Raw genomic sequence first — 23,188 nt, forward strand, 5'->3', positions numbered from 1 at the left:
GGGGTCGGGGGGACGTGTTGAGCCGGGACGGTCCAGTAGTCGGATCGCGCACAGGCCGAGTTCCCGCGAGTTCTCGTGACCTGCGTCACACGGGCGTCGCTCGTGTCATGCTGGCCCGATGGCAGCTCCCAGTCCCCGTACGCCCCTTGCCGACCGCATCGAGGAACTCCTCGCCCCCGGCGGCCCGTTGCCGATCGTCGCGGCCGGCGACCCGGTCCTGCGCGCCGGCACCGAGCGCTACGACGGTCAGCTCGGCCCGGCCCTTCTGGCCCGGTTCGTCGAGGCGTTGCGCGTCACGATGCACGCGGCACCCGGTGTCGGGCTGGCCGCGCCGCAGGTCGGCGTGGGGCTGCGGATCGCGGTGATCGAGGACCCGGCGCCGGTACCGGAGGAGGTGCGGGTGACCCGCGGCCGGGTGCCGCTGCCGTTCCGGGTCCTGGTCAACCCGGCGTACGAGCCGGTCGGTCCGGCCCGTGCCGCGTTCTTCGAGGGCTGTCTGAGCGTGCCCGGCTACCAGGCGGTGGTGACCCGGGCCGCCGAGGTGCGGCTGACCGGCGAGGACGAGCACGGGCGGCCGCTGGACGAGGTGTTCGGCGGATGGCCCGCCCGGATCGTCCAGCACGAGACGGACCACCTCGACGGCATCCTGTACCTCGACCGGGCCGAACCGCGCTCGCTGTCCGCCAACCAGGCGGTGCTGGAGCGGTGGGCCCAGCCGACTCCGTCGGAGGCGGCCAGGGCCCTGAACTTCGAGCTGCCGTAGATCAGTTGTCCCGGAACGCCTCCAGCAGGCGCAGCCAGACCTCACTGAGGGTCGGGTAGGACGGGACCGCGTGCCACAGGCGGGAGACGGGGACGCGGCCGGCGACGGCGATCGTGGCGGAGTGGATCAGTTCGCCGACGCCCGCGCCGACGAAGGTGACCCCGCGCAGGATCTCCTCCTCCAGGTCGACGACCATCCGGGCGCGGCCTTTGTAGCCCTCGCCGTACAGGCCCGCCCCGGACACCGAGGACATGTCGACGTCGACGGCGCGCACCCGGTACCCGGCCTGTTCGGCCTCGGCGAGCGAGAGGCCGACCGCGGCCGCCTCCGGGTCGGCGAAGACGACCTGGGGGACGGTCTCGTGGTCGGCCGTCGCGGCGTGCGCGCTCCACGGGTCGGCGCCGTCCAGAAGGGTGCCGGCGGCGCGCGCGGCGATCGCGGCGCCCGCGATCCGGGCCTGGTACTTGCCCTGGTGGGTGAGCAGGGCGCGGTGGTTGACGTCGCCGGTCGCGTACAGCCAGTCGGTGCCGGTGACGCGCAGGCTGTCGTCGACGGTGAGCCAGGAGCCGGGTTCCAGGCCGATGGTGTCGAGGCCGATGTCGTCGGTGCGCGGGGCGCGGCCGGTGGCGAAGAGGATCTCGTCGGCCTCGATCCGGTCGCCGGCGCCGGTGACGACCGTGACGGTGCCGTCCGCGCGGGTCACCGACTCCACCGACGTCCCGGTCCGGACGTCCGCGCCGGCCTCGGTGAGCGCCTCGGCGACGAGTTCGCCGGCGAAGGGCTCCATGCGGTTCAGCAGGCCCTTGCCGCGCACCAGGACGGTGACCCGGGAGCCGAGGGCCTGGTAGGCGGTGGCCATCTCGGTGGCGACGACCCCGCCGCCGACCACGACGAGCCGGCCGGGCACGGTCTGGGAGCTGGTGGCCTCGCGGCTGGTCCAGGGCCGTACCTCGGCGAGGCCGGGCAGCGGCGGCAGGACGGCGCGGGTGCCGGTGGAGACGACCACGGCGTGCCGGGCGGTGAGCGTCCGGTCCCCGACGGTCACCGTGCGCGGGCCGGCCAGTCTGCCGTGGCCCCGGTACAGATCGGCGCCGATGCCGGCGAGCCAGTCGGCCTGGCCGTCGTCCGTCCAGTCGCCGGTGAACCAGTTGCGGCGGGCGAAGACAGCGTCCGCGTCCAGCGGGCCCTGGACGGCCTGGCGCAGGCCGGGCAGCCGGCGGGCGTCGGCCCGGGCGATGACCGGGCGCAGCAGGGCCTTGCTGGGCATGCAGGCCCAGTACGAGCACTCGCCGCCGATCAGCTCGCTCTCCACGACCGCGGTGGTGAGGCCGGCCGCGCGGGTGCGGTCGGCCACGTTCTCCCCCACGGGCCCGGCCCCGAGCACCACGACGTCGTAGGCGATGGTTTCCGATTCCGTCATGGGGTCAGTCTGGTGGGTGGTGTGCGCGGTGGCCACACGGGTAGGGGCGCGGAATACGCGATCGTCCGGCCGTGTTGTGCGGACGGTTTCACCCGACACCGGGAAGCCCCACACCAGGAAGAAGGTTTCAGGCCATGAGCAGCACCGTGGAGCTCACCAAGGAGAACTTCGACCAGACGGTCACGGACAACGACTTCGTCCTGATCGACTTCTGGGCGGCCTGGTGCGGCCCGTGCCGTCAGTTCGCGCCGGTGTACGAGAAGGCCGCGCAGGACAACCCGGACCTGGTGTTCGGCAAGGTGGACACCGAGGCGCAGCCGGAGCTGGCCGCGGCCTTCGGTATCCAGTCGATCCCCACACTGATGATCGTCCGTGACCGGGTCGCCGTGTTCGCCCAGCCGGGCGCGCTGCCCGAGGCCGCCCTCGCGGACGTGATCGGGCAGGCGCGCAAGCTCGACATGGACGAGGTCCGCAAGTCGGTGGCGGAGCAGCAGGCGGCCAAGGCCGACCAGTAGGCCTCAGAACGGGTAGGGCGCCACGTCGCCGCGCACCGTCGTCCAGCGCAGGTCGGTGAAGGCCTCCACGTTGGCCTCGCCGCCGAAGCGGGCGCCGGTGCCGGAGGCGGCGACACCTCCGAAGGGGGCCACGGCCTCGTCGTTCACCGTCTGGTCGTTGATGTGGACGATGCCGGTGGGGATGCGTTCGGCGAGGTCCAGGCCACGGGCGGCGTCACGGGTGACGATGCCCAGGGAGAGGCCGTAGGCGCTGTGGGCGGCGAGCGCGGCGGCCTCGTCGGGGGTGGTGAAGGAGCGGACGGGGGCAACGGGGCCGAAGACCTCCTCCGCGTAGGCGGGGGTCGTCTCGTCGACGCCGGCGAGGACGGTCGGCCGGTAGAAGAGGTCCTCGTGGGTGCCGCCCGCGGCGAGTTTCGCACCGGCGGCCGTGCTGGCCTCCACCAGGCCGTGCACCTTGGTGAGCTGGCCCCGGTCGATGAGCGGACCGAGGTGGACCTGGGCGCGGTGCGGGTCGCCGACGGCCAGGGACTCGGCCTTGGCGGCGAGCCGTTCGACGTACTCCTCGTAGAGCGAGGCGTGGACCAGGTGACGGCCGGTGGTCATGCAGATCTGGCCCTGGTGGAAGAACGAGCCCCAGGCGGCGGTGGAGATCACCGCGTCGAGGTCGGCGTCCTCCAGCACGATCAGGGCGGAGTTCCCGCCGAGTTCCAGATGGGCGCGCTTGAGGTGGCGTCCGGCGGCCTCGCCGACCGCGCGGCCCGCGGCGGTGGAGCCGGTGAAGGAGATGACCGGCACGCGCGGGTCGGCGACCAGGGCGGCGCCCGTCTCGGCGCCGCCGGGCAGCACCTGGAGGAGGCCCGCCGGAAGGCCCGCCTCGGCGAAGACGGCGGCCAGCGAGAGCCCACCGCAGACCGCCGTGCGCGGGTCGGGCTTGAGGACGACCCCGTTGCCGAGCGCGAGGGCGGGCGCGACGGAGCGGATGGAGAGGATCAGCGGGGCGTTGAACGGGGAGATCACGCCGACCACGCCGACCGGGATCCGCCGGGTGTACGACAGCCTGGGCGCCTCGCTGGGCAGCACCTGGCCGGCCGGACGGGAGGCGAGGGCGGCGGCCTCGTAGCACTCCTGGGCGGCGACGTGCAGTTCGAAGTCGGCCTTGCCCGGGATGGAGCCGGACTCGCGGACGAGCCAGTCGCGCAGCTCGTCGGCGTGCGCGGCGAACAGGTCGCCGGCCCTGCGCAGCACCCCGGCGCGGACGAAGTGCGGGAGGCGGGCCCATTCGCCCTGGGCGGCGCGGGCGGCCTCGGCGGCCGGGGCCACGTCGGCGGCGGAGGCCAGCACGACGGTGCCGAGCGGGTCACCGGTGGCGGGCTCGGTGACGGTGTGCCGCGGGCCCGTCAGGGCGCGGGACTGCGAACTCTGCCAGGTCTGGGGGTCGAGCAGCGGCATGGATGGCTCTCCGATCGGTGACCCGCGGGACGCACTGCTCAGGGGGCGCACACGTCCCATCTAGTTGAGCATTTAACAGCCAGTTCCGCTCGGGCGCACCCTCCACGGATCAACTGGACTCGCGGTGCACCACAGTTGCGCCGGACAGGGGGTGCGACTCGGGCTCCGCGCCGGGGTTGCGCACCGCCCGGTCGACCAGTGCCGCGAGTTCGCTGCCGGAGGGCAGCGCGATGCGCACGGTGCTCAGCGTAGGCCGCAGCAGCCGGCCCAGCATCAGGTCGTCGGCGCCGATGACGGCCGTGTCCTCGGGGATCCGCACCCCCGCGTCCGTCAGGGCCCGCATCAGCAGCATCGCGTACTCGTCGTTGTAGGCGAACACGGCGTCCAGGCCCAGGTCGGCCCAGCGGGCGGCGAGGGCGGCGGCGGACTTCTGGGTGTAGGCGAGGCGCAGTTCGACGACGGTGGCGTCGGTGCCGCGCAGGGCCTCGCGGGCGCCGGTCAGCCGGGGCCCGGAGAAGATCTCCATGCCGGGCTCCTCGGGCACGACGACGCCGATCCGCCGTCTGCCCCGCGCGTGCAGATGCTCGGCGGCGCTCTGGCCGACGCGGGCATGGTCCAGGAGCAGCGCGTGGGCGCCCTCGACGGGCACGGGACTCAGGGTGACCACGGCCCGCGCACCGGACCGTTTGAGGACGGCGACGCCCTCCGGACCGATGCCGGGGGTGGGCACGAGCACGGCGACCGGCCGCAGTTCGGCCCAGGCCCGGGCCGCGTCGTCGCCGCGCAGTCCGGAGGTGCCGTACTGGACGACGGTGTAGTCGAGGCGGCTGAGGGCGCCCTGGAAGTCGTGCACGAACTGGCTGTAGAGGGGGCCGGCCGGGACGGGCAGGGTGGGCATCAGGACGACCCGGCTGTGTCCGGCGCGCAGGCTGCGGGCGGCCGCGTGCGGCACGTACCCCAGTTCCCTCGCGGCCTCGTGGACCCGGCGGCGGGTGGGCTCACTGATGCGTACGGCGCTGGTGTTGTTCAGCACGTAGGAGACGGTCGCGCGCGAGACTCCGGCCAGACGGGCCACGTCGGCGCTCGTGGGCACGGGGCGCGGCGCCGGCGGCTTCGTCGGCGCGGGCGTGTTGGGTATCTGCACCATGACGTACGGCATCTTGGCAGAAGCTGTGGACGGGCTTTCGGGCGGGGGATGCCCCATTTTGATGCAGCATCAAATAATTGCAGGGGCCATCGGTACGAGCCGCAGCCGACCGAACATGTTCATCACGAACTTGTTCGCAACGAACATGTTCGTTACGCTCGACGCGTGACAGCACGCCCCGACACCCCCCGCAGCCGCCGCGAACGGCCCGCCAAGCCCGCCCTGAGCAGGGAGGGCATCGTCGCCGCCGCGGTGGCGGTGCTGCGCGCCGAAGGCCTGGAGAAGGTGACCATGCGGCGCCTGGCCCAGGAGCTCGACACCGGCCCGGCCTCGCTGTACGTGTACGTCCGCAACACCGCCGAACTGCACGCGGCGGTGCTGGACGAACTGCTGGGCACGGTCGGGCCGGCCACCGGGGAGGGGAGCTGGCGGGAGCGGCTGGAGCAGGTGCTCATGGCCTACGCCCGCATGCTCTTCGCGCACCCGAGCCTCGCCCGCTCGGCGCTCACCGCCCGGCCGAGCGGCCCGCACTATCTGCATCTGATCGAGACCCTGCTGGCCCTGCTCGCCGAGGGCGGGGTGCCGCCCGCACAGGCCGCCTGGGGCGTCGACGTGCTGCTGCAACTGCCCACCGCGACGGCCGCCGAGCATGTCGACGAGGCGCCCGAGGAGGACTGGGACGCCCTGCGCCGCGCCGTGTCCGAGGCGTCGGCACACGATCGCCCGCACCTCGCCGCGCACGCCGGGCACCTGCTGTCGGGCGGCTCGCCCGAGGACCGGCTGTCGTGGGCGCTCCGGGTGCTGATCACCGGCATCGAGCGGACCGCCGTACCCGCGTGACCCCGAGGAGTTCACCATGACCACCCACCACCCCGTCGCGGTCGTCGGCGCCGGCCTCGGCGGCCTCACCCTGGCCCGTGTCCTGCACGTGCACGGCGTCCGGGCGGCCGTCTTCGACCTGGACGCCTCCCCCGCCGCCCGCACCCAGGGCGGCATGCTCGACATCCACGACGACTCCGGCCAGGAGGCCCTGCGCGCCGCCGGTCTGCACGAGGCGTTCCGCTCGCTCACCCACCGGGGCGGCGAGGCCCTGCGCGTCCTCGACCAGGACGCGGTGGTGCGCATGGAGCAGACGGACGACGGCGGCGGCCGCCCCGAGATCGACCGCGGCGACCTGCGCGCCCTGCTGCTCGGCTCCCTGCCCGAGGGCGCGGTCCGCTGGGGCGCCAAGGTCACCGGCGCCCGCCCGCTGGGCGACGGCCGGCACGAGGTGACGCTCGCCGACGGGCGCACCTTCACCACGGATCTGCTGGTCGGCGCCGACGGGGCCTGGTCGAGGATCCGCCCGCTGCTCTCCGACGCCCGGCCCGTCTACACCGGCGTCTCGTTCGTCGAGGCCGATCTCCGGGAGGCGGACGTACGGCATCCGGTCAGCGCCGGGGTCGTCGGCGGCGGCATGCTGTTCGCGCTCGGCGCCGGCCGCGGCTTCCTCGCGCACCGCGAGACCGACGGCGGCCTCCATGTGTACGCCGCGATCGAGGCCCCCGAGGACTGGCTCGACGGCATCGACTTCACCGACACCGAGGCGGCGCGGGAAGCGGTCCTGGAGCACTTCACGGACTGGGACGAGAGCCTGCGGGCGCTGGTCGCGGACGCCGACGGCCCCCTCGTGCCGCGCCGCATCCACGCCCTGCCGGCCGGGCACCGCTGGCAGCGCGTCCCGGGCGTCACCCTCCTCGGCGACGCCGCGCACCTGATGTCGCCGTTCGCGGGCGAGGGCGCCAACCTCGCCCTGCTCGACGGGGCCGAACTGGGCCTCGCGCTCGTGGCCCACCCCGGCGACACCGAGGCCGCGCTCACCGCCTACGAGGAGAAGCTGTTCCCGCGCAGCGAGCGCTCGGCCACCGAGTCGGCCCGCGGCGGTGTCCTGCTGTTCCGCGCGGACGCCCCGCAGGGCCTGGTCGAGGCGTTCGCCGCGTTCGGCTGAGCCGCCACCGGAACGCGGCTCAGGCTGCCGTGATCCGGTCCACCAGATCGTTCCACCCGTTCTCCAGCCGGGCCATGGGCACCCCGCACTGCCGGGTCAGATGGTGGACCAGGACCGGGTTGAGGTAGCCCATCAGGGTGTGGGCCAGGAGTTCGTGGTCGGCATGGGGCAGTGTCTGGCGCAGCAGCAGCACCACATGGCTGTGCTGGACGCGACGGGCGGGCACCGCGTAGCGGCGGTCCGCGGCGGCCTCGGCCGCCAGTTGCAGGTCCAGTTCACCGGCGAGGCGGCGCAGCAGGGCGATACCGAAGGCCCGCAGCCGCTCCACGGGCGGCGCGCCCGGTCCGAGCGGCGGGGGCCCGCCGAGGAACGCGGCCTGCATCTTCTGCTCCGCGTGGTCGAGCAGCGCCATCAGCAGACCGGTGCGGTCGCCGAAGCGCCGGAAGACCGTGCCCTTGCCCACGTTGGCGGCCGCGGCCACCGCCTCCATCGTCACCCCGGCCGCGCCGTGCTCGGCGATCAGCCGGGCGGCGGCGTCCAGCAGCCGCGCACGGTTGCGGGCCGCGTCCGCGCGCAGACACGGCTCGTCGCCGGCGGCCCCCAGCTGGATCAGTTGCTGGGGCTCTCCGATCTTCTCCTCGGGTTCCGGACAGGGCGGCAGAAGGCTGGACATGAACTCAGCGTAAAGCACCGGAATGAAACTGGACCACGGTCCGTTTAGGGTGCTAGAACTTAAGCGGACCTAGGTCCGGATCGTAAACGCCATGTTTCAGCCCCTGGGAGTTCCCATGTCTGTCCGCATCCTCGCGCTCGTCGGCAGCCTCCGCGCCGGTTCGACCAACCGCCAGCTCGCCGAGGCGGCCGTCAAGGTCGCTCCCGAGGGCGCCGAGGTCGAGCTCTTCGAGGGTCTGGCCGAGATCCCCTTCTACAACGAGGACCTCGACGTCGAGGGCAGCGTCCCGGCCGCCGCCGCCAAGCTGCGTGAGGCCGCCCAGGCCGCCGACGCGTTCCTGCTCTTCTCCCCCGAGTACAACGGCACGATCCCGGCCGTCCTGAAGAACGCCATCGACTGGCTGTCCCGCCCGTACGGCGCCGGCGCCTTCGGCGGCAAGCCCGTCGCCGTGGTCGGCACCGCGTTCGGCCAGTTCGGCGGCGTATGGGCGCAGGACGAGGCCCGCAAGGCCGTGGGCATCGCCGGCGGCAAGGTCCTCGAGGACGTCAAGCTCTCCATCCCGGGCTCGCTGACCCGCTTCGCCGAGACCCACCCGTCCGACGACGCCGAGGTCGCCGCCCAGCTGACCGAGGTCGTGGCCCGGCTGCACGGCACCGCGGGCGAGGTCGCCGCCTGATCACGGGGACGAACCCCGGCGCAGGACACGCCACCAGGGGGCCGCGGCACGGTTGCCGCGGCCCCTCGCCGTGTCCCCCGAGTTTCCGGTACGTCCGTGTTTCCGGTACGTCGCCACCGCGTCCAAAGTCGTTCAACCCGCAGACCGCCGCCCGTACGGTCTGATAAGGCTGGAGGATGCAGACCCTTTTTCGACGACTGCTCCGGCTGATGCCCCATGTGGGTGTTCAGGTGACCGATCTCGGCCCGGGGGCGGCGGTGGTGTCCCGGCGGGGCGGACCCTACGAGGTGACCGACGTGGACGCGGGCACGAAGGTCCTCTCCCGGCGCGGCGGCCCGTACCGGGTGACCGGTGTCGACAAGGACACCTGGGTCCTGCGGCGCACCCGCGGCGGCGCGCGGACGGCGGTCGCCGAGCAGGGGGTCGTACCGCTCGGCGACACCGGGGCCGTGCTCCTGATAGAGGACCCGGAGCACCAGGACGAGCGCAGGATCCAGCTTTCCGCTGCCGAATACCTGTGCGTCCAGCATGTGACCGCCATGCTCGAGCTGTACGGCGTGAACTGCGTCTTCGACGTCGGCGCCAACACCGGCCAGTACGCCAAGCGGCTGCGCAAGGCCGGGTACACCGGCCGGATCGTGTCCTTCGAACCGACCTCGGAGACGTTCGCCCGGCTGGCGAAGGCCGCCGAGAACGACCCCGACTGGCAGGTCCACCAGTGCGGACTGGGCCGCGAGGAGACGACCGCGGAGATCCACAAGAGCTGGCTGACCATGAACTCCCTGCTGCCGCCCAGCGACTACGGCAAGGGCCGCTACAGCCGGTTCAAGAAGTCCGACACCGAGGAGATCCGCATCCGCCGGCTCGACGAGGTGATGGACGAGGCGCTGGCGGGTCTCGCCGACCCCGTCCCGTACCTGAAGATGGACACCCAGGGCTACGACCTGGAGGTGTTCGCCGGGGCCGGCAAGCGCGTCGCGGACTTCGTGGGCATGCAGTCCGAGGTCGCCTGCCTGCGGCTGTACGAGGGCAGCCCCACGATGAGCGAGGCCGTCGCCGCGTACGAGGCGGAGGGCTTCGGCATCACCGGCATGTACCCGGTGACCCGCGAGGCGACCACCGGCCGCGTGATCGAGTTCGACTGCGTGATGATGCGCGCGACGTCGGCCCCCGAGGGGGCCGCCTAGGCCGTGGCCGGCGGGTGCGGCTGCACGGCGGAGGAGGGTGTCGACGCGATGCGGTCCCCTCCCGCGCGAACGCAGCCGCGCACGGGGAGTCGGCAACCGACCACACCGCCGCGGCCGCCCGCAGGCTGCTGATCGTCGTGATCGTGAGGACGAGCACGATGAAGCCGAGGGAGAACGGGATGCCGATCTCGGGGACGTGCACCCCGGACTCGCGCAGTGCGTGCAGCACCAGCGCCGTCAGCACGCCCACCATGAGCACCCGCTGCTGGTACTGCGAGGGCACCGCGAACTTCCCCATGATCAGGACGAAGACGAAGAGGTTGTCGACGCTCAGCGACTTCTCCGTGATGTACCCGGCGAAGAACTGGCCGGTAGGCCCGCCCCCGCCGAACAGGAACAGCCCGAGACCGAACAGACAGGCCAGGACGACCCAGACGATCGTCCAGGTCCCGGCCTCCTTCACCGAGACGTCATGGGGCGTGCGTCCGACGAGGAAGTCCACGCCGACCAGGGCGCAGAGGGCCGCGAGGGTCAGCAGCCAGACGGCGAGAGAGACGTTCACGGTGGTACTCCTGGTGCCTGTGGGGTCCCGACATCGTTGTCTCCCTCAGGGCGCCGGGGCCGTGGAGTGTGTCACCCGCCGGATGGCGGGGAGGTTCCGCCGGACGGCGGTGCTCCTGACGGCGGCGGACGGCTGAATCATGTCCCCATGAGCCGCCGCGTTCTCTTGTGAGGAGAAGCCATGACATCCGTTCCGCCGCCGTTCGACCCCGAGCTCGCCGCCGCGCTGGAGCTGATCAAGGAGGTGATCCAGCCCGGGATGGCCCCCGAGGACATCGAGACCGTCCGTCAGGGGCCGGGCATCGCGCTGCTCGCCGACCTGGACCTGACCGCGGGCGGGGCCTTCGAGGTCGAGGACCGGTCCGTGCCGGGACCCGAGGGCGCCCCCGAGATCTCGCTGCTGATCTGCCGCCCGACCGCTCCGGCCCCCGACCGGCCGCGGCCGGTCGTCTATCACGTGCACGGCGGCGGCATGGTCATCGGCAACAACCGGGTCGGCGTCGACGTGGCCCTGGACTGGGCGCGGGAACTGGACCTGGTCGTGGTGTCCGTGGAGTACCGGCTGGCGCCGGAGCACCCGCACCCGGCGCCCGTCGAGGACGTGTACGCCGGCCTGCTGTGGACGGCGGAGCACGCCAAGGAGCTGGGCGGGGACCCGGAGCGGATCGTGATCGCCGGCACCAGCGCGGGCGGCGGGCTCAGCGCGGCGCTCGCCCTGCTGCTGCGCGACCGGGGCGGCCCGCGGCCGATCGGCCAGCTGCTGTTGTGCCCGATGCTGGACGACCGCAACGACACGGTCTCCTCCCACCAGATGGCGGGCCTCGGCGTGTGGGACCGCACGGCCAACGAGACCGGCTGGGGCGCCCTGCTCGGCGAGCAGCGCGGCGGCCCGGACGTCTCCCCGTACGCCGCGCCGGCCCGCGCCGAGGACCTGTCCGGGCTGCCCCCGGCCTTCCTCGACGTCGGCTCCGCGGAGACCTTCCGGGACGAGGTCGTCGCCTACGCCTCGCGGATCTGGCAGGCGGGCGGAGTGGCCGAGCTGCATGTGTGGCCGGGCGGCTTCCACGGCTTCGACGGCTTCGCCCCCCAGGCGACGCTGTCCAGGTCGGCCCGGGCGGCCCACCTGGACTGGCTGCGACGGCTCCTCGCCGAGTAGACCTGCTCCGGGCCGAGGGGGCGGGCGCCAAGGCCGAACGGACCCGCTCCAGCACCGAATGAGCCGACGCCGGAGCCGAGCGAGTGGAGGGGGGCTGGCACGACGCGCAGCAAGCCCGAAAGAACGGCCAGCTCGCCGGTACCGAACGGCTGCTGCTGCGCATCCTGTCGCTCGCCGCCCTGCACGACCGGCCGCAGACGGTCCAGCAGACCCTGGAGGAACTGGAAACCCTGCACGAGGAGGCAGCCACACCCATGACCCACGAAGCCCTCCTCCTCGCACGCGGCATCGCACATCACGACGCGGACAGCGCGCTGACCGCCCACCGCTCGATCCAGCACCGGGGCGACGTCCACCTGAGCGTCATCTCCGGCCTGTGCCTGACGCACCTCGCCGACGACCCCCGGCGCTGGCTGACCGAAGCCATACGCAACGCCCACACCCTCGGCCTGGGGCGCCCCTTCCGCACCGCCGTCACCCGTGCCGCACAGCACCGCGACATCCCCGTACCGAGACTCCGCCAAGCCCGCAGGGAGCTGACCGAACTCGACATCAGACTCGTGCGCAGGGTCAGTGACGGCGCGAGCAACCGGCAGATCGCCGCAGAACTCGCCTGCAGCCCCAAAACCGTGGAACAGCGCCTGACACGACTGTTCCAGCGCACCGGTTCCCGCTCCCGCAGGGAACTCGCCGCCGCCTGGCTCAACGGAAGCCTCACCCGGAACGCCTCCGGCCCGGACGACCACTGACCCCGCGGACACCAACCCGTGCTCCCGAGCCGACCCACACTGCCCTGTTCGGGCGCACAGCGGCCCGCGCGGGTGGCGTCGGGGCCGCAGCTCTCCTGACCGGTCATAGCCCGCACCTCGATCAGCCAGGTCACACCCCGACAGTGTCTCCTCCGGCGGGGCGCCGCGTCATCGGCGGATCGGCGGCCGTCTACGGGAGCGCACCCTTCTCCAGCATGCTCGCGCGGACCGTGAGCGAGGCCGTATTCATGTGCGTCCGGTGTGCGACCTCGACGGGACCCGCGCGGCGCCCGACCTCGACAGGACCGGCGCGTGGACCGACCTCGACGGGACCGGCGCGTGGATCGATGCCGCCGGTCCCGTCCCGGGCGCCGTGCTCCTCGACGTGCCGGATCGCCTTCGCCGCCCGGTCGGCGGAGCCGAGGCCGACGACGCGCCGGCGATGGATGACGCCGGCCACATGCGTCGGGGCCGTGGCCTTCTCGCCCCTCTCCCCGCGCGAACGGATCCGACCGGCCATGCGCGATCTTGATCACGAGCGGCGGTCCCGCGCTCCTCGGCTCTCCTCACCGGCGTGCGCGTGGCGCATGATGGCCGTATGAAAGAGCTGGCCGGGCGCCTGACCGCGCTGGACCCGGACGCGGGTGCCGCCGTGCGGGTGATCGCCTACTTCGACCGGCTGGCCGAGGCCCGGGCCGGGGTGGAGGCGCTGGTGCGCGGGGCCGCCGTACTCGCCGGGGTGCCCGCGCGGCTGGTCGACGCCGAGCGGCGGGTACGGGTACGGGTCGAGGCGGACGGCACCCGACGGGACTCGGACCTGCCGCCGGACCCGGAGTGGCCGTCCGCGGCGCTGACGGCCGAGGGCGCGCCCGCGCTGTGGCTGGAACGCGCGGGGGCGGCGCCCAGCGTGGTCGACGCGGTGATCCTGGAGCGGGCCGCCGGAGCGGCGCGGCTGGTCCTCGACCGCACCCGGGGGCGGGCCCCGCTCGACGATCCCGCCCTGGTCGAGACGCTGCTGGACGCCACGGCCGGCGAACCGGCCCGGCTGCACGCGGCCCGGCGGCTCGGCCTCGACCCGCTGGCCGCCGCCCGCGCCCTCGCCACACCGTCCGGACGGCCCCGGGTGATCGCCGCCGAGGGCCCGGTCACGGAGGCCGCGGGCCTGCGGACCGGCGTCGGCTCCGCCGTCCCCGTCCTGGACCTCCCCCGCTCCTGGGCCGCCGCCCGCACCGCACTGAGGTTCACCGCCGAGGGAACGGCGCAGGATCCCGGGCCCCGGGTGGTGTACGCCGACGAACTGGGCGGGATCGCCCTGCTCGCCGATGTCGTCCTGCCGGGGGCCGAACCGCCACCGGACGTCCAGACGCTGGAGGCGGCCGCCGCGGACGCGCCCTGGCTGCTCACCACGCTGTACGCCGTCGTCGCGACGGCGAGTCTGCGGGCGGCCGCCGCCGAGGCGAACGTGCACCACTCCACGCTCCAGGACCGGCTGACCCACGCCGAGCATCTGCTGGGCTGGCCGGTGCGCACCCCACAGGGCCGGCTCCGGCTGCACCTCGCGCTGACGACACGGCGCCTGACACGGTCGTAGAGCCACTCCTGTCCCCACTCCTCTCCGAGCGCGTTCAACCGATCGGTTGAACGCGGGTTCCATCGGACGCCCGGCATCGGGGCCGTCCGGACGACGCGCCGCGCTGCCGGTGCGGCGCAGAATCGGGATCGACCGCGGCGCCCGGTCCCCACCCCCCTCAGAGATCAGAGAGGTCTGAGCATCATGCCCAGCTCCCCCAGCAGAAGGCGTCTCCTCACGACCGGCGCGGGTGCCGCCCTCGGCCTCGGCGCCCTCGGCGCCTCCCCCGCCTCCGCCACCCCCGCCGCCGCCCCCACCGCCACGCGGACCGGCTCCGGGGCCGAGGAGACGCGGTCGCTCGACGAGCTGTACCGGGACGCCCTCGCGGAGGGCGGCAGACTCGTCGTGTACGCGGGCGGGGACACCCCGACCCAGCAGGACGGCACCAAGGCCGCCTTCCTCAAGCGCTTCCCGGACATCGACCTGAAGCTGATCGTGGACTACAGCAAGTACCACGACGTCCGGATCGACAACCAGTTCGCCACCGGCACCCTCGTCCCCGACGTCGTCCAGTTGCAGACGCTCCAGGACTTCGTCCGCTGGAAGTCGCAGGGCCGGCTGCTGCACTACCGGCCCGCCGGATTCGCGAAGGTCCACGAGAAGTTCAAGGACCCGCAGGGCGCCTGGGTCGCGATCGCCGCGATCGGATTCAGCTTCATGTACGGCCCCAACGCGGTCGGCGCCGACGCGCCGCGCACCCCGCTGGACCTGCTCGACGCCCGCTGGAAGGGGCGGATCGCGTCCTCCTTCCCGCACGACGACGACGCGGTCCTCTACCTCTACTCGCTGTACGTCAAGCACTACGGCTGGGACTTCGTGGCCCGGCTGGCCGCGCAGGACGTCCGGTTCGCGCGCGGCAGCAACTCCCCCGGTGACGCGGTGCGCGCCGGACAGTACGCGATCGGCGTCGGCGGCTCGGGCGCGCACCTGGCCACCGGCCCGGTGAAGTGGGTGCTGCCGGAGAGCGCCCCGTTCATGGCCTGGGGCCAGCGGGCGGCGATCCTCAAGGCGGCCGCGAACACCACGGCGGCGAAGCTGTACCTCAACTGGCAGCTGTCGACGGCCACGCAGCAGAACGCGTTCAACGGCTGGTCGGTGCGCACCGACATCACTCCCCCGGCCGGGCTGAAGCCGGTCTGGGAGTACCGCAACGCCCACATCGACGGCTTCCCCCGCTTCATGTCCGACCGCGCCGAGGTGGAGCGGCTGAAGCAGACCTTCGCCCTGTACTTCGGCGAGGTGAAGGGCGATCCGACGCCGGGCTCCCTCGGGCTGCGCCCGGGCGCCTGACAGCGCTCGCCGAGCATCCTCACCTCGCCCCTACAGCCGCCGGATAGACTCGGCTCCCCTGTTCGAACGGATCATCGTCCAAGGGGATTTCGTGTCCGACCGCGCTCCCGTCCGTACCGCTGTGAGAGCCGTCCTCGGGAGCCGGCCCGGTCTGGGCCACCTCACCCATCTGACGTTCTTCCTGGTCGTCGGGGCGGGTCTGGTGAGATTCGCGCGGCTGGGGGTCGGGCCGTGCTGGGACGTGATGACGGTCAGCACCCTGCTGGCCGTCGGCTATGCGGGCGGGCTCGCCGCCGGGGACCGGCTCGGGCGCTCCGGGCACTGGGGCCGGTACGGCCGGCATGTGTGGGTCGCGGCGCTGCTCGGGCTGTGGGCCCTGCTGATGCATCTCGCCCCCGCGCTCGTCTCCACCTACACCTGGTGTGCCGTCCCGCTGGCCTGCGCGGCGCTGCGGGTGCTCGGCCGACGGGCGGCCGGGGTGGCGGTGGGCGCGCTGACCCTCGTACTCGTCGCCCAACTCGCCTACGGCACCGGGCCGTTCGATCCGGAGGTCGTACTGATCCCGGTGGCGGCCGTGTGGGGCACGGTCGCGCTCTACCGCACCCAGCAGCGGGACGCCGCCGAACGGCTGCGGCTGGTGGAGGAGTTGCGGGGCACCCGGGACGTCCTGGCCCGGCAGCAGCGGCAGGCGGGGGTGCTGGCCGAGCGGGCCAGGATCGCCCGGGATCTGCACGACACACTGGCCCAGGAGCTCTCCGGCGGTGTCCTGCTGCTCCAGGCCGCCGAGCGGGACTGGGACGCACGCGCGGACGTGGCCCGCACCCGGGTGCGGGCCGTCGCGGACGGGCTGCACACCACGCTCGCCGAGACCCGGCGGATCATCCGCGATCTGACGCCGTCGGCCGTGGACGAGGCCGGGCTGGAGGGCGCGCTGCGCCTGCTGTGCGCACGGGCCGAGGCGGAGGGCGCGGCGGCACGGGTCCGGTTCCGCACGGCGGGCGGACGCGGGACGGCCCTCGACGGGCAGGCCGCCGCGACGCTGTTCCGGGTCGCGCAGAGCACGCTGGCCAATGTGCGTGAGCACGCGCACGCGGTGAACGTGCAGGTCACCCTGCGGACCGGGGCGGACCGGGTGGAGCTCGAAGTGCGGGACGACGGCGCCGGGTTCGAGCCCGGCCGGGTCACCGGCCCCTCCCCGGCGGGCCGGGGGCTGGGGCTGCCGGCCGCCCGCGCCCGGTTGCGGGAGTGCGGCGGCGAGCTCGCCGTCGGCAGCACTCCGGGCCACGGCACCTGTGTGCGGGCCACGGTCCCCACGGCCTCCTCGGGCCGCCCGGCGCCGGTGGCCGCGCGATGAGCGGTGGGCCGTTGCGGGTACTCCTCGCCGACGACCACGCCGTCGTACGGGCCGGGTTGCGGGCGCTGCTGGAGGGGGAGCCGGACGTCGAGGTGGTGGCGGAGGCGGGCAGCGGGGAGGAGGCCGTGGGGCTCGCGGCGCGGCTGCGGCCCGATGTGGTGCTGATGGATCTGCGGTTCGGGGGCGGGGGCGGCGTCGACGGGATCGAGGCGGTGCGCCGGCTCGCGGCCGAGGCGCCCGGGGTGCCGGCGGTGATGCTGACGAGTTACTCGGGCCGGGCGGACGTGGTGCGCGCGCTGGAGGCCGGGGCACGGGGTTACGTGCTGAAGGCGGGGCCGCCCGAGGAGCTGTTCCGGGCGGTGCGCGGCGCGGCCGCCGGGGCGTTGGGGCTCGCGCCGGAGGTCATGAACGAGCTGGTGGGCCAAGTGGTGGCGCCCGAGCGGGAGTTGAGCGGTCGGGAGGTGGAGGTGGTGCGGCTGCTGGCCGAAGGGCTGAGCAACCGGGGCATCGCCGAGGCGCTGTTCCTGAGCGAGGCCACCGTCAAGACGCATCTGGTGCGCCTCTACCGCAAGCTCGGCGCGGACAACCGCGCGGCGGCGGTGTCGGAGGCGGTGCGGCGGGGGGTGCTGGACCTGGGGTGACGCGAGGGGCGCCCGGTGGAGGGGCGCCCCTCGGGGTGGGTCAGACCTTGGCGGGCTGCTCCGGCTCGGTGGCCGGGTCCGTCGTCTCCTGGCCGGCGGCCGCGGCGCGGGCGGCCGGGATGACGGCGGCGATGGCGCCGGAGATCAGGGCGAGACCGCCGCCGACGAGGAGCGCGGTGCGGAAGCCGTCCTCGGAGGCGAAGGTGTAGCCGCCCATGGTGGTGGTCATCTGGGAGAGGATCACCCCGATGACGGCGGAGCCGATCGAGGTGCCGAGCGAGCGCATCAGGGTGTTGAAGGCGTTCGCGGCGGCGGTCTCGGTCAGCGGCACCGAGCTCATGATCAGCGCGGGCATGGCGCCGTAGGCGAGGCCGACGCCGCTGCTGATGATGACGGTGGCGAGCATGACGCCCCAGGCGGAGCCGATCAGGGCCAGGGAGGCGAAGTAGCCGGCGGCCAGCACCAGGGCGCCGCAGATCAGGGTGGACTTCGGGCCGCGGGCGTTGGTGAGCTTCCCGCCGAGCGGCGAGACCACCATCATCATCAGACCGCCGGGGGCCATCCACAGACCGGCGGCGAGCATCGACTGGCCGAGGCCGTAGCCGGTGGCCTCGGGGAACTGCAGCAGCTGGGGCATCACCAGCATGCTCGCGTACATGCCGAAGCCGATGAAGACCGAGGCGAGGTTGGTGAGCAGCACGCGGGGGCGGGCGGTGGTACGCAGGTCGATCAGCGGGTCGGTGGTGCGGATCTCCCAGAATCCCCAGCCGAGCACCACCACGAGGGCGGCGGCGAACAGCCCGAGCGTGGTGCCCGAGGCCCAGCCCCAGTCGGCGCCCTTGGAGACCGCGAGCAGCAGGCAGACCAGGCCGACGCCGAGGCCGATCGCGCCGGGCAGGTCGAAGCGCTGGCCCTTGGCACCGGCGGGGACGTCCGGGACGAGCAGGTAGATCAGGACGGCGACGACGGCGGCCAGCGCCGCCGAGCCCCAGAACAGGGTGCGCCAGTCGGCGTACTGCGCCACGGCGGCGGCCAGCGGCAGTCCGATGGCGCCGCCGATGCCCATGGAGGCGCTGACCAGCGCGATGGAACCGCTGAGCTTCTCGGCCGGTACGACGTCCCGCAGCAGCGCGATGCCGAGCGGCACCATGCCCATGCCCATGCCCTGGAGGCCACGTCCGACGATCATCGTCACGACGTCGGAGGCGAACGCGCACACCACCGAGCCGACGACCAGCGGCACGGAACAGGCGAGCAGCATGCGCCGCTTGCCCACCAGGTCGCCGAGACGGCCGACGACCGGGACGCACACCGCCGCCACCAGCAGCGTGACCGTGATCACCCAGGCCGCGTTCGAGGACGAGGTGCCGAGGATCTGGGGCAGCTCGGCGATGAGGGGCGTGACCAGCGTCTGCATGATCGCCGCCGTGGTGCCGGCGAAGGCCAGCGTGGCGATCACGGCTCCTGGGCGGGCCGTGGGCTGGGGAACGGGGGCGTCCATGGAGGGACTCCTCGACTTTCCGAAGGTGTGGGTGAGTGTGGGTGAAGACCCGGCAAGGATGTGCATCGTACATGCCATATGTATCAAGCACATGCTGTGGCTGATACATAGCCGTATGCCAGGATGGAAGCATGGACACGCCCACCCATGAGGTCGAGTACGAGCAGCTGCTGCTCAGCCGTCATACGTTCCTGAACCAGCGGGGCGGCCGCCGCAAGAACAGCCTCCTGGAGCGCAGCGCGTACATCCTGCTGAGCCGGATCCAGGTCCAGGGGCCGATGTCGATCGGAGAGCTCAGCGACGCCTTCGGCCTGGACGCCTCCACGCTGAACCGGCAGACGGCGGCGGCGATGCGGGCGGGCCTGATCGAGCGCATCCCCGACCCCGCGGGCGGCATGGCCCGCAAGTTCCGGCTCACCGACGAGGGGCTGCGGCTGGTGGACGCGGAGCGGGAGGGGATCGTCGACATCCTGGACCAGGTGATGCACGACTGGTCGGAGGACGACATCGCCGCCTTCGCGGGCTATCTGCGCCGCTTCAACCACGGCATCGAGGCCATCGGCGGCCGCCCCTGGCCACGCCCGTAGAGCGCTTCCCCCAGGTTGGCCGCGGGTTCCTCGCTCTGCCATCATGAGCAAACGGAACGGCGTCTCGCTTGATGGACCCGGATACGGACCCGGATGTGGAGGCAGGGCGCGGTGAACGACGGCGAGGGCGGCACGGGGCAGGCGGGGCGGCCGCAGCGGGCGGACGCACGGCGCAACAAGGAGAGCCTGCTCGACGCGGCGGCCGCGATCTTCGTGGAGTCGGGCGTGGAGGCGCCGGTGCGCGACATCGCGGCGAAGGCGGGCGTCGGCACGGCCACGATCTACCGTCACTTCCCGACCCGGGCCGATCTGATCATCGCGGTCTACCGGCACCAGGTCGAGGCCTGCGCCGAGGCGGGCCCGGCGCTGCTGGCGGCCGGCCCGACCCCGTACGCGGCGCTGGGCCGGTGGATCGACCTCTTCACCGACTTCCTGGTCACCAAGCACGGGCTCGCGGCCGTGCTCCAGTCCGACGAGGCCGGCTTCGAGGGCCTGCACCGCTATTTCCTCGACCGGCTGATGCCCGTGTGCACCCGGCTGATCGAGGCCGCCGTCGCCTCCGGCGAGATCCGCTCCGGCATCACCGCCTACGAACTCATGCGCGGCGTCGGCAATCTCTGCATCGGCGCGGAGCACGACTCCCGTTACGACGCCCGCCGCCTGGTCGCCCTCCTCGTCGCGGGACTGCGCGAGCCGCAGTGACCTCCGGCCGCTCCCCGGGCCCGGAGGACCCCGGCGGGACGGTACGGCCGCTCGGCGAGAGACCCACCGAGCAGACCGTCACCGTCAGCCTCTCCCTGGCCCGCGGCTACGGCGTGGACGGCACCGGCCGACGGGCGCTCAGGCCCAGGCCGTCACCGGGGTGAAGGAGCTGTCCTGCCGGAACAGGTCCGTCCCGTCCGACGCCACCACGCTCAGCTGGTAGTTGTAGTGCCGCAGGTAGTAGCCCGGATAGTTGTACGACTCGAAGCGCACCGAGCCGCTCGCCGTGCCGGTACGCGCGATGAACGTGGCGTCCTTGGCGAAGGTCGTCGTACCGTCGTTGGCGTCGAAGCGGGCACGGAAGTTGTAGTGCCGCAGGTAGTTGCCCGAGGAGTCACGGAACGAGTAGCCGGCCGAATCGGCGAGGCCCGCGACGACCGTGAAGGTGGACGCCGTCTTCTCGCCGCTGGTGCTGGAGCTGGTCACCACCGGGAGGTTGAGCAGCGAGGACTGGGTCTGCCAGTACCGCGTCGTGTAGTTGGCGGACTGGAAGGAGCGGGTGGCGTTCTTCGTGATGCTCGGGCCGCCGGACACCGTCTCCTTGATGACGGTGAAGTGGCGGGCGGTGCCCGAGATCGCCGGCAGGGCCTTGGGCGTGCTCCAGGTGGCGAAGGAGTCGGTGCTGTCGCTGTAGTAGTAGTTGCCGTCGCCGTAGCCGTCGAAGAAGATCCGCCAGGTGCCGTTGTCGAGCTGGATCACCGAGGGGCCCTCGCGGTAGCTGCCCCAGCCGGCCCAGTCGCCGGTCCTGGAGATCGTGTAGGGCCCGGCGAGGCTGCTCGCGGTGGCGTACTCGATGTACTTCGTCGTCTCGTTCTTGGTGAAGGCGTGGTAGGTCGAGCCGCCCTTCACGATGTACGTGTCGATGTGGTTGGAGCCGATGCCGGACAGGGCGACCGGTGAACTCCAGGCCGTCAGGGCCGTGTTGGTGGCCTTCAGCAGATACGGGGTGAAGATCCACTCGTCGCTGGTCAGCGAGCAGGACACGATGACGTTGACGCTGCCGTCGCTGTCCACGAACCACTCCGGCGCCCAGGCCCGGGAGAGGTTGGTGATCGGGACCGTGTAGTCGTACAGGAACGTCCAGGTGACCCGGTCGGAGCTGCGGGCGAAGCCGATCGTGGTGCTGACGTCCTGCCAGGTGTGCGTGGTGTAGGTGAGGTAGTAGTAGCCGTCGGTGTGCTTGAAGACGCTCGCGTCGCGGATGCGGTTCGCGGGCGGGGTGTAGGCGGAGGACTGCACCAGCCGGAAGTCGGTGGCGTCGTCGGACTGGTAGACGTTGACCGTGCCGTCGTTGCTGTTGAGGAACGGCACGATGGTGTACCGGGTGGCGGAGCCGGCGGCCGGGGCGGCGGCGAGGGCGGTACCGAGCAGGCCTGGCAGCTCGCCGAGGACGAGTGCCGAGGCGGGCAGGACGGCCATCGCGCGCAGCAGGGCTCGGCGGGACGGGGACGCGGCGGGGCGGGGTGAGGTCATGGTCGGCTCTCTTCACTACGGCTCAGTAGTCCGACATACCGAACAAGGTTCGGAAAGTCGGTCAGAAGCTAGGCGTGAGACAGGAACACGTCAATGCTTTGCGCAGGAACGGGCGATGCCTGTGTTGCCGCTGTGACGGCCCGTCAAGCGCCGCTCCCCGCGCGCCGTTCCGCCATCCGCCCCCGAGACGTTACCGTTCGGTAGTGTCAGACGACGTCGTCCCGGAGGTGCCCGTATGACGCCCGACCGTGCATCCGGCCTCGCCGAGACCGCCCGGGCGCTGGCCGCGGGCGAGGTCTCCTCGCGCACGCTGGTCGAACAGACCCTGGCCCGGATCGAGGCCACCCAGGGCACCCTCAACGCCTTCCGGATCGTCCGCGCCGAGGCGGCTCTCGCCGAGGCCGAGGCCGCCGACCGGGAGCTGGCGGCCGGATCGCGCAGGCCGCTGCTGGGGGTGCCGGTCGCCGTCAAGGACGACATGGACGTGGCGGGTTCACCGACCGCGTTCGGCTGCGCCGGCGAGCACCCGCCGGCCGCCCGGGACGGTGAGGCGGTACGGCGGCTGCGCGCGGCCGGGGCCGTCGTCGTCGGCAAGACCAACACCTGTGAGCTGGGGCAGTGGCCGTTCACCGAGGGCCCGGCCTTCGGCGCGACCCGCAACCCGTGGAGCACCGACCACACCCCGGGCGGCTCCTCGGGCGGCTCGGCGGCCGCGGTGGCGGCGGGCCTGGTACCGGCCGCCCTGGGTTCGGACGGGGCCGGTTCGGTCCGCATCCCCGCCTCCTGGACCCATCTCGTCGGCGTCAAGCCGCAGCGGGGCCGGGTCTCCACCTGGCCGCGCGGCGAGTCCTTCCAGGGCATCACCGTCAACGGCACCCTCGCCCGCACGGTCGCCGACGCCGCCCTGCTCCTCGACGCGGCGAGCGGCAACCACGACCTCGATCCGCACCGGCCCGCCGCGATCGACGCCTCGGCGGCCGTGCGCCGCGACCCCGGCCGGCTGCGGATCGCGCTCTCGCTGAAGCCGCCGTTCACCGCGGTGCCCGCACGGCTGACGCCCGAGGTGCGGGCTCGGGTCGTCGAGCTGGCCGGGCACCTCGCCGACCTGGGACACGAGGTCGAGGAAGCCGACCCGCCGTACGGGCGGATCGGGCTCACCTTCGTGCCCCGGGCGACCGCGGGCATCGCCGAGTGGGTGGCCGACGCCCCCTTCCCCGCGCTCCTCGACCCCCGCACCCGGGACGCCGCACGGCTCGGCCGGCTGCTCGGCGGCGCCCCGCTCAGGGCGGCCCGGCGCGCGGAGGCGGTCCTGCACCGCCGTATCGGCGGCTTCTTCGCCTCGTACGACGTCGTCCTCGCGCCGACCACGGCCGCGCCCCCGCCGCGCATCGGCGCCATGCTCCACCTGAGCGGGTTCGCCACCGACCGCGCGATGATCGCCGCCTGCCCCTACGCCTGGCCGTGGAACGTGCTGGGCTGGCCCGGTGTGAACGTCCCCGCCGGCTTCACGCCCGGCGGGCTGCCGGTCGGCGCGCAGTTGCTCGGCCCGGCGCACAGCGAGCCGCTGCTGCTCTCCCTCGCGGCCCGGCTGGAGGCGGAGCTGCGCTGGCACGAGCACTGGCCCGAGCCGCTCGCGGCGGACTCCCCGGCCGCGTGACCCTGCCGTT

At 73.2% G+C, this 23,188-nt stretch carries 23 protein-coding genes; 15 read left to right on the plus strand and 8 right to left on the minus strand.

What is annotated here, in order from left to right:
• Positions 1-118 precede the first annotated feature (118 nt).
• Complete coding sequence (locus tag AQJ64_RS09765) at positions 119-763, plus strand: peptide deformylase (protein ID WP_055636000.1); 645 nt, start codon at positions 119-121, stop codon at positions 761-763.
• 1 nt (position 764) lies between these two features.
• On the opposite strand, the gene AQJ64_RS09770 is transcribed toward AQJ64_RS09765, so the two are convergent.
• On the minus strand, positions 765-2,183 hold the full coding sequence (locus AQJ64_RS09770) for a dihydrolipoyl dehydrogenase family protein (protein ID WP_055636002.1): 1,419 nt from the start codon (positions 2,181-2,183) through the stop codon (positions 765-767).
• A 134-nt stretch (positions 2,184-2,317) separates the two neighbouring features.
• On the opposite strand from AQJ64_RS09770, the gene trxA reads away from it, so the two are divergent.
• Positions 2,318-2,698, plus strand: a complete 381-nt coding sequence (gene trxA, locus AQJ64_RS09775; protein WP_055635999.1) for a thioredoxin — start codon at positions 2,318-2,320, stop codon at positions 2,696-2,698.
• A 3-nt stretch (positions 2,699-2,701) separates the two neighbouring features.
• Here trxA and AQJ64_RS09780 read toward each other — a convergent pair whose 3' ends face one another.
• Together AQJ64_RS09780 and AQJ64_RS09785 are read right to left on the minus strand one after the other, a co-directional pair.
• Positions 2,702-4,147 (minus strand): benzaldehyde dehydrogenase, encoded by a 1,446-nt coding sequence (locus tag AQJ64_RS09780; RefSeq protein ID WP_055635998.1) that lies wholly within the window; start codon positions 4,145-4,147, stop codon positions 2,702-2,704.
• Positions 4,148-4,256: 109 nt separating this feature from the next.
• The gene (locus AQJ64_RS09785) at positions 4,257-5,306 is read right to left on the minus strand and encodes a LacI family DNA-binding transcriptional regulator (protein ID WP_099054032.1); all 1,050 of its coding nucleotides are present in this window, start codon (positions 5,304-5,306) and stop codon (positions 4,257-4,259) included.
• Positions 5,307-5,459: 153 nt separating this feature from the next.
• Here AQJ64_RS09785 and AQJ64_RS09790 point away from each other — a divergent pair, with 153 nt between their 5' ends.
• Complete coding sequence (locus tag AQJ64_RS09790; protein ID WP_055635995.1) at positions 5,460-6,134, plus strand: TetR/AcrR family transcriptional regulator; 675 nt, start codon at positions 5,460-5,462, stop codon at positions 6,132-6,134.
• A gap of 16 nt (positions 6,135-6,150) precedes the next feature.
• Positions 6,151-7,281 (plus strand): FAD-dependent oxidoreductase, encoded by a 1,131-nt coding sequence (locus AQJ64_RS09795; protein WP_055635994.1) that lies wholly within the window; start codon positions 6,151-6,153, stop codon positions 7,279-7,281.
• A gap of 19 nt (positions 7,282-7,300) precedes the next feature.
• Here the strand turns inward: AQJ64_RS09795 and AQJ64_RS09800 are convergent, their stop codons facing one another.
• A complete protein-coding gene (locus AQJ64_RS09800) occupies positions 7,301-7,954 on the minus strand; it encodes a TetR/AcrR family transcriptional regulator (protein ID WP_055635993.1) in 654 nt (217 codons plus the stop codon).
• Positions 7,955-8,069: 115 nt separating this feature from the next.
• Here AQJ64_RS09800 and AQJ64_RS09805 point away from each other — a divergent pair, with 115 nt between their 5' ends.
• Positions 8,070-8,630 (plus strand): NAD(P)H-dependent oxidoreductase, encoded by a 561-nt coding sequence (locus AQJ64_RS09805; RefSeq protein ID WP_055635992.1) that lies wholly within the window; start codon positions 8,070-8,072, stop codon positions 8,628-8,630.
• Positions 8,631-8,860: 230 nt separating this feature from the next.
• Positions 8,861-9,817: an FkbM family methyltransferase gene (locus AQJ64_RS09810; protein WP_244902643.1), complete on the plus strand. Its 957-nt coding sequence runs from the start codon at positions 8,861-8,863 to the stop codon at positions 9,815-9,817.
• On the opposite strand, the gene AQJ64_RS51685 is transcribed toward AQJ64_RS09810, so the two are convergent.
• Positions 9,714-10,379, minus strand: coding sequence for a TerC family protein (locus AQJ64_RS51685; protein WP_055635990.1), 666 nt, complete (start codon positions 10,377-10,379; stop codon positions 9,714-9,716). The two genes, AQJ64_RS09810 and AQJ64_RS51685, sit on opposite strands and share 104 nt — an antisense overlap.
• 180 nt (positions 10,380-10,559) lie before the next feature.
• On the opposite strand from AQJ64_RS51685, the gene AQJ64_RS09820 reads away from it, so the two are divergent.
• Complete coding sequence (locus AQJ64_RS09820) at positions 10,560-11,534, plus strand: alpha/beta hydrolase (RefSeq protein ID WP_055635989.1); 975 nt, start codon at positions 10,560-10,562, stop codon at positions 11,532-11,534.
• 83 nt (positions 11,535-11,617) lie between these two features.
• Entirely contained in the window at positions 11,618-12,283 is a 666-nt protein-coding gene (locus AQJ64_RS09825) for a helix-turn-helix transcriptional regulator (RefSeq protein ID WP_055635988.1), read from the plus strand.
• Positions 12,284-12,473: 190 nt separating this feature from the next.
• Here the strand turns inward: AQJ64_RS09825 and AQJ64_RS09830 are convergent, their stop codons facing one another.
• Positions 12,474-12,803, minus strand: coding sequence for a hypothetical protein (locus tag AQJ64_RS09830; protein WP_055635987.1), 330 nt, complete (start codon positions 12,801-12,803; stop codon positions 12,474-12,476).
• A gap of 78 nt (positions 12,804-12,881) precedes the next feature.
• Here AQJ64_RS09830 and AQJ64_RS09835 point away from each other — a divergent pair, with 78 nt between their 5' ends.
• From AQJ64_RS09835 to AQJ64_RS09850, 4 genes are all read left to right on the plus strand, one after another.
• Positions 12,882-13,874: a helix-turn-helix domain-containing protein gene (locus AQJ64_RS09835; RefSeq protein ID WP_055635986.1), complete on the plus strand. Its 993-nt coding sequence runs from the start codon at positions 12,882-12,884 to the stop codon at positions 13,872-13,874.
• A gap of 183 nt (positions 13,875-14,057) precedes the next feature.
• A complete protein-coding gene (locus tag AQJ64_RS09840; RefSeq protein ID WP_059202568.1) occupies positions 14,058-15,203 on the plus strand; it encodes an ABC transporter substrate-binding protein in 1,146 nt (381 codons plus the stop codon).
• 91 nt (positions 15,204-15,294) lie between these two features.
• The gene (locus tag AQJ64_RS09845; protein WP_059202569.1) at positions 15,295-16,557 is read left to right on the plus strand and encodes a sensor histidine kinase; all 1,263 of its coding nucleotides are present in this window, start codon (positions 15,295-15,297) and stop codon (positions 16,555-16,557) included.
• Complete coding sequence (locus AQJ64_RS09850) at positions 16,554-17,198, plus strand: response regulator transcription factor (RefSeq protein ID WP_059202570.1); 645 nt, start codon at positions 16,554-16,556, stop codon at positions 17,196-17,198. Before AQJ64_RS09845 ends, AQJ64_RS09850 begins: the two co-directional genes overlap by 4 nt.
• Before the next feature lie 40 nt (positions 17,199-17,238).
• Here AQJ64_RS09850 and AQJ64_RS09855 read toward each other — a convergent pair whose 3' ends face one another.
• Positions 17,239-18,699, minus strand: coding sequence for an MFS transporter (locus AQJ64_RS09855; protein WP_059202571.1), 1,461 nt, complete (start codon positions 18,697-18,699; stop codon positions 17,239-17,241).
• A gap of 131 nt (positions 18,700-18,830) precedes the next feature.
• Between AQJ64_RS09855 and AQJ64_RS09860 the strand changes: the two genes are divergently transcribed.
• Both AQJ64_RS09860 and AQJ64_RS09865 read left to right on the plus strand, forming a co-directional pair.
• Positions 18,831-19,286 carry a MarR family winged helix-turn-helix transcriptional regulator gene (locus AQJ64_RS09860; protein WP_055636013.1) on the plus strand — a complete coding sequence of 152 codons (456 nt, stop codon included), beginning with the start codon at positions 18,831-18,833 and terminating at the stop codon, positions 19,284-19,286.
• Positions 19,287-19,379: 93 nt separating this feature from the next.
• On the plus strand, positions 19,380-19,988 hold the full coding sequence (locus AQJ64_RS09865; RefSeq protein WP_079061562.1) for a TetR/AcrR family transcriptional regulator: 609 nt from the start codon (positions 19,380-19,382) through the stop codon (positions 19,986-19,988).
• A 138-nt stretch (positions 19,989-20,126) separates the two neighbouring features.
• Here AQJ64_RS09865 and AQJ64_RS09870 read toward each other — a convergent pair whose 3' ends face one another.
• The gene (locus tag AQJ64_RS09870; RefSeq protein WP_055636014.1) at positions 20,127-21,521 is read right to left on the minus strand and encodes a glycoside hydrolase family 43 protein; all 1,395 of its coding nucleotides are present in this window, start codon (positions 21,519-21,521) and stop codon (positions 20,127-20,129) included.
• Positions 21,522-21,756: 235 nt separating this feature from the next.
• Here AQJ64_RS09870 and AQJ64_RS09875 point away from each other — a divergent pair, with 235 nt between their 5' ends.
• Positions 21,757-23,178 carry an amidase gene (locus AQJ64_RS09875; protein ID WP_055636015.1) on the plus strand — a complete coding sequence of 474 codons (1,422 nt, stop codon included), beginning with the start codon at positions 21,757-21,759 and terminating at the stop codon, positions 23,176-23,178.
• Positions 23,179-23,188 lie beyond the last annotated feature (10 nt).

The organism is Streptomyces griseoruber, from assembly GCF_001514205.1.
Lineage (GTDB): Bacteria > Actinomycetota > Actinomycetes > Streptomycetales > Streptomycetaceae > Streptomyces > Streptomyces griseoruber.

Bases quoted from the DNA above. Each gene is read 5' to 3' on its own strand.
- AQJ64_RS09850 (WP_059202570.1), top strand. From the start codon at position 16,554: ATGAGCGGTGGGCCGTTGCGGGTACTCCTCGCCGACGACCACGCCGTC.
- AQJ64_RS09835 (WP_055635986.1), top strand. From the start codon at position 12,882: ATGAAAGAGCTGGCCGGGCGCCTGACCGCGCTGGACCCGGACGCGGGT.
- AQJ64_RS09805 (WP_055635992.1), top strand. From the start codon at position 8,070: ATGTCTGTCCGCATCCTCGCGCTCGTCGGCAGCCTCCGCGCCGGTTCG.
- AQJ64_RS09855 (WP_059202571.1), bottom strand. From the start codon at position 18,699: ATGGACGCCCCCGTTCCCCAGCCCACGGCCCGCCCAGGAGCCGTGATC.
- trxA (WP_055635999.1), top strand. From the start codon at position 2,318: ATGAGCAGCACCGTGGAGCTCACCAAGGAGAACTTCGACCAGACGGTC.
- AQJ64_RS09870 (WP_055636014.1), bottom strand. From the start codon at position 21,521: ATGACCTCACCCCGCCCCGCCGCGTCCCCGTCCCGCCGAGCCCTGCTG.
- AQJ64_RS09785 (WP_099054032.1), bottom strand. From the start codon at position 5,306: ATGCCGTACGTCATGGTGCAGATACCCAACACGCCCGCGCCGACGAAG.
- AQJ64_RS09875 (WP_055636015.1), top strand. From the start codon at position 21,757: ATGACGCCCGACCGTGCATCCGGCCTCGCCGAGACCGCCCGGGCGCTG.
- AQJ64_RS09800 (WP_055635993.1), bottom strand. From the start codon at position 7,954: ATGTCCAGCCTTCTGCCGCCCTGTCCGGAACCCGAGGAGAAGATCGGA.
- AQJ64_RS09830 (WP_055635987.1), bottom strand. From the start codon at position 12,803: ATGGCCGGTCGGATCCGTTCGCGCGGGGAGAGGGGCGAGAAGGCCACG.
- AQJ64_RS09840 (WP_059202568.1), top strand. From the start codon at position 14,058: ATGCCCAGCTCCCCCAGCAGAAGGCGTCTCCTCACGACCGGCGCGGGT.
- AQJ64_RS09765 (WP_055636000.1), top strand. From the start codon at position 119: ATGGCAGCTCCCAGTCCCCGTACGCCCCTTGCCGACCGCATCGAGGAA.
- AQJ64_RS09860 (WP_055636013.1), top strand. From the start codon at position 18,831: ATGGACACGCCCACCCATGAGGTCGAGTACGAGCAGCTGCTGCTCAGC.
- AQJ64_RS09770 (WP_055636002.1), bottom strand. From the start codon at position 2,183: ATGACGGAATCGGAAACCATCGCCTACGACGTCGTGGTGCTCGGGGCC.
- AQJ64_RS09865 (WP_079061562.1), top strand. From the start codon at position 19,380: ATGTGGAGGCAGGGCGCGGTGAACGACGGCGAGGGCGGCACGGGGCAG.
- AQJ64_RS09780 (WP_055635998.1), bottom strand. From the start codon at position 4,147: ATGCCGCTGCTCGACCCCCAGACCTGGCAGAGTTCGCAGTCCCGCGCC.
- AQJ64_RS09795 (WP_055635994.1), top strand. From the start codon at position 6,151: ATGACCACCCACCACCCCGTCGCGGTCGTCGGCGCCGGCCTCGGCGGC.
- AQJ64_RS09820 (WP_055635989.1), top strand. From the start codon at position 10,560: ATGACATCCGTTCCGCCGCCGTTCGACCCCGAGCTCGCCGCCGCGCTG.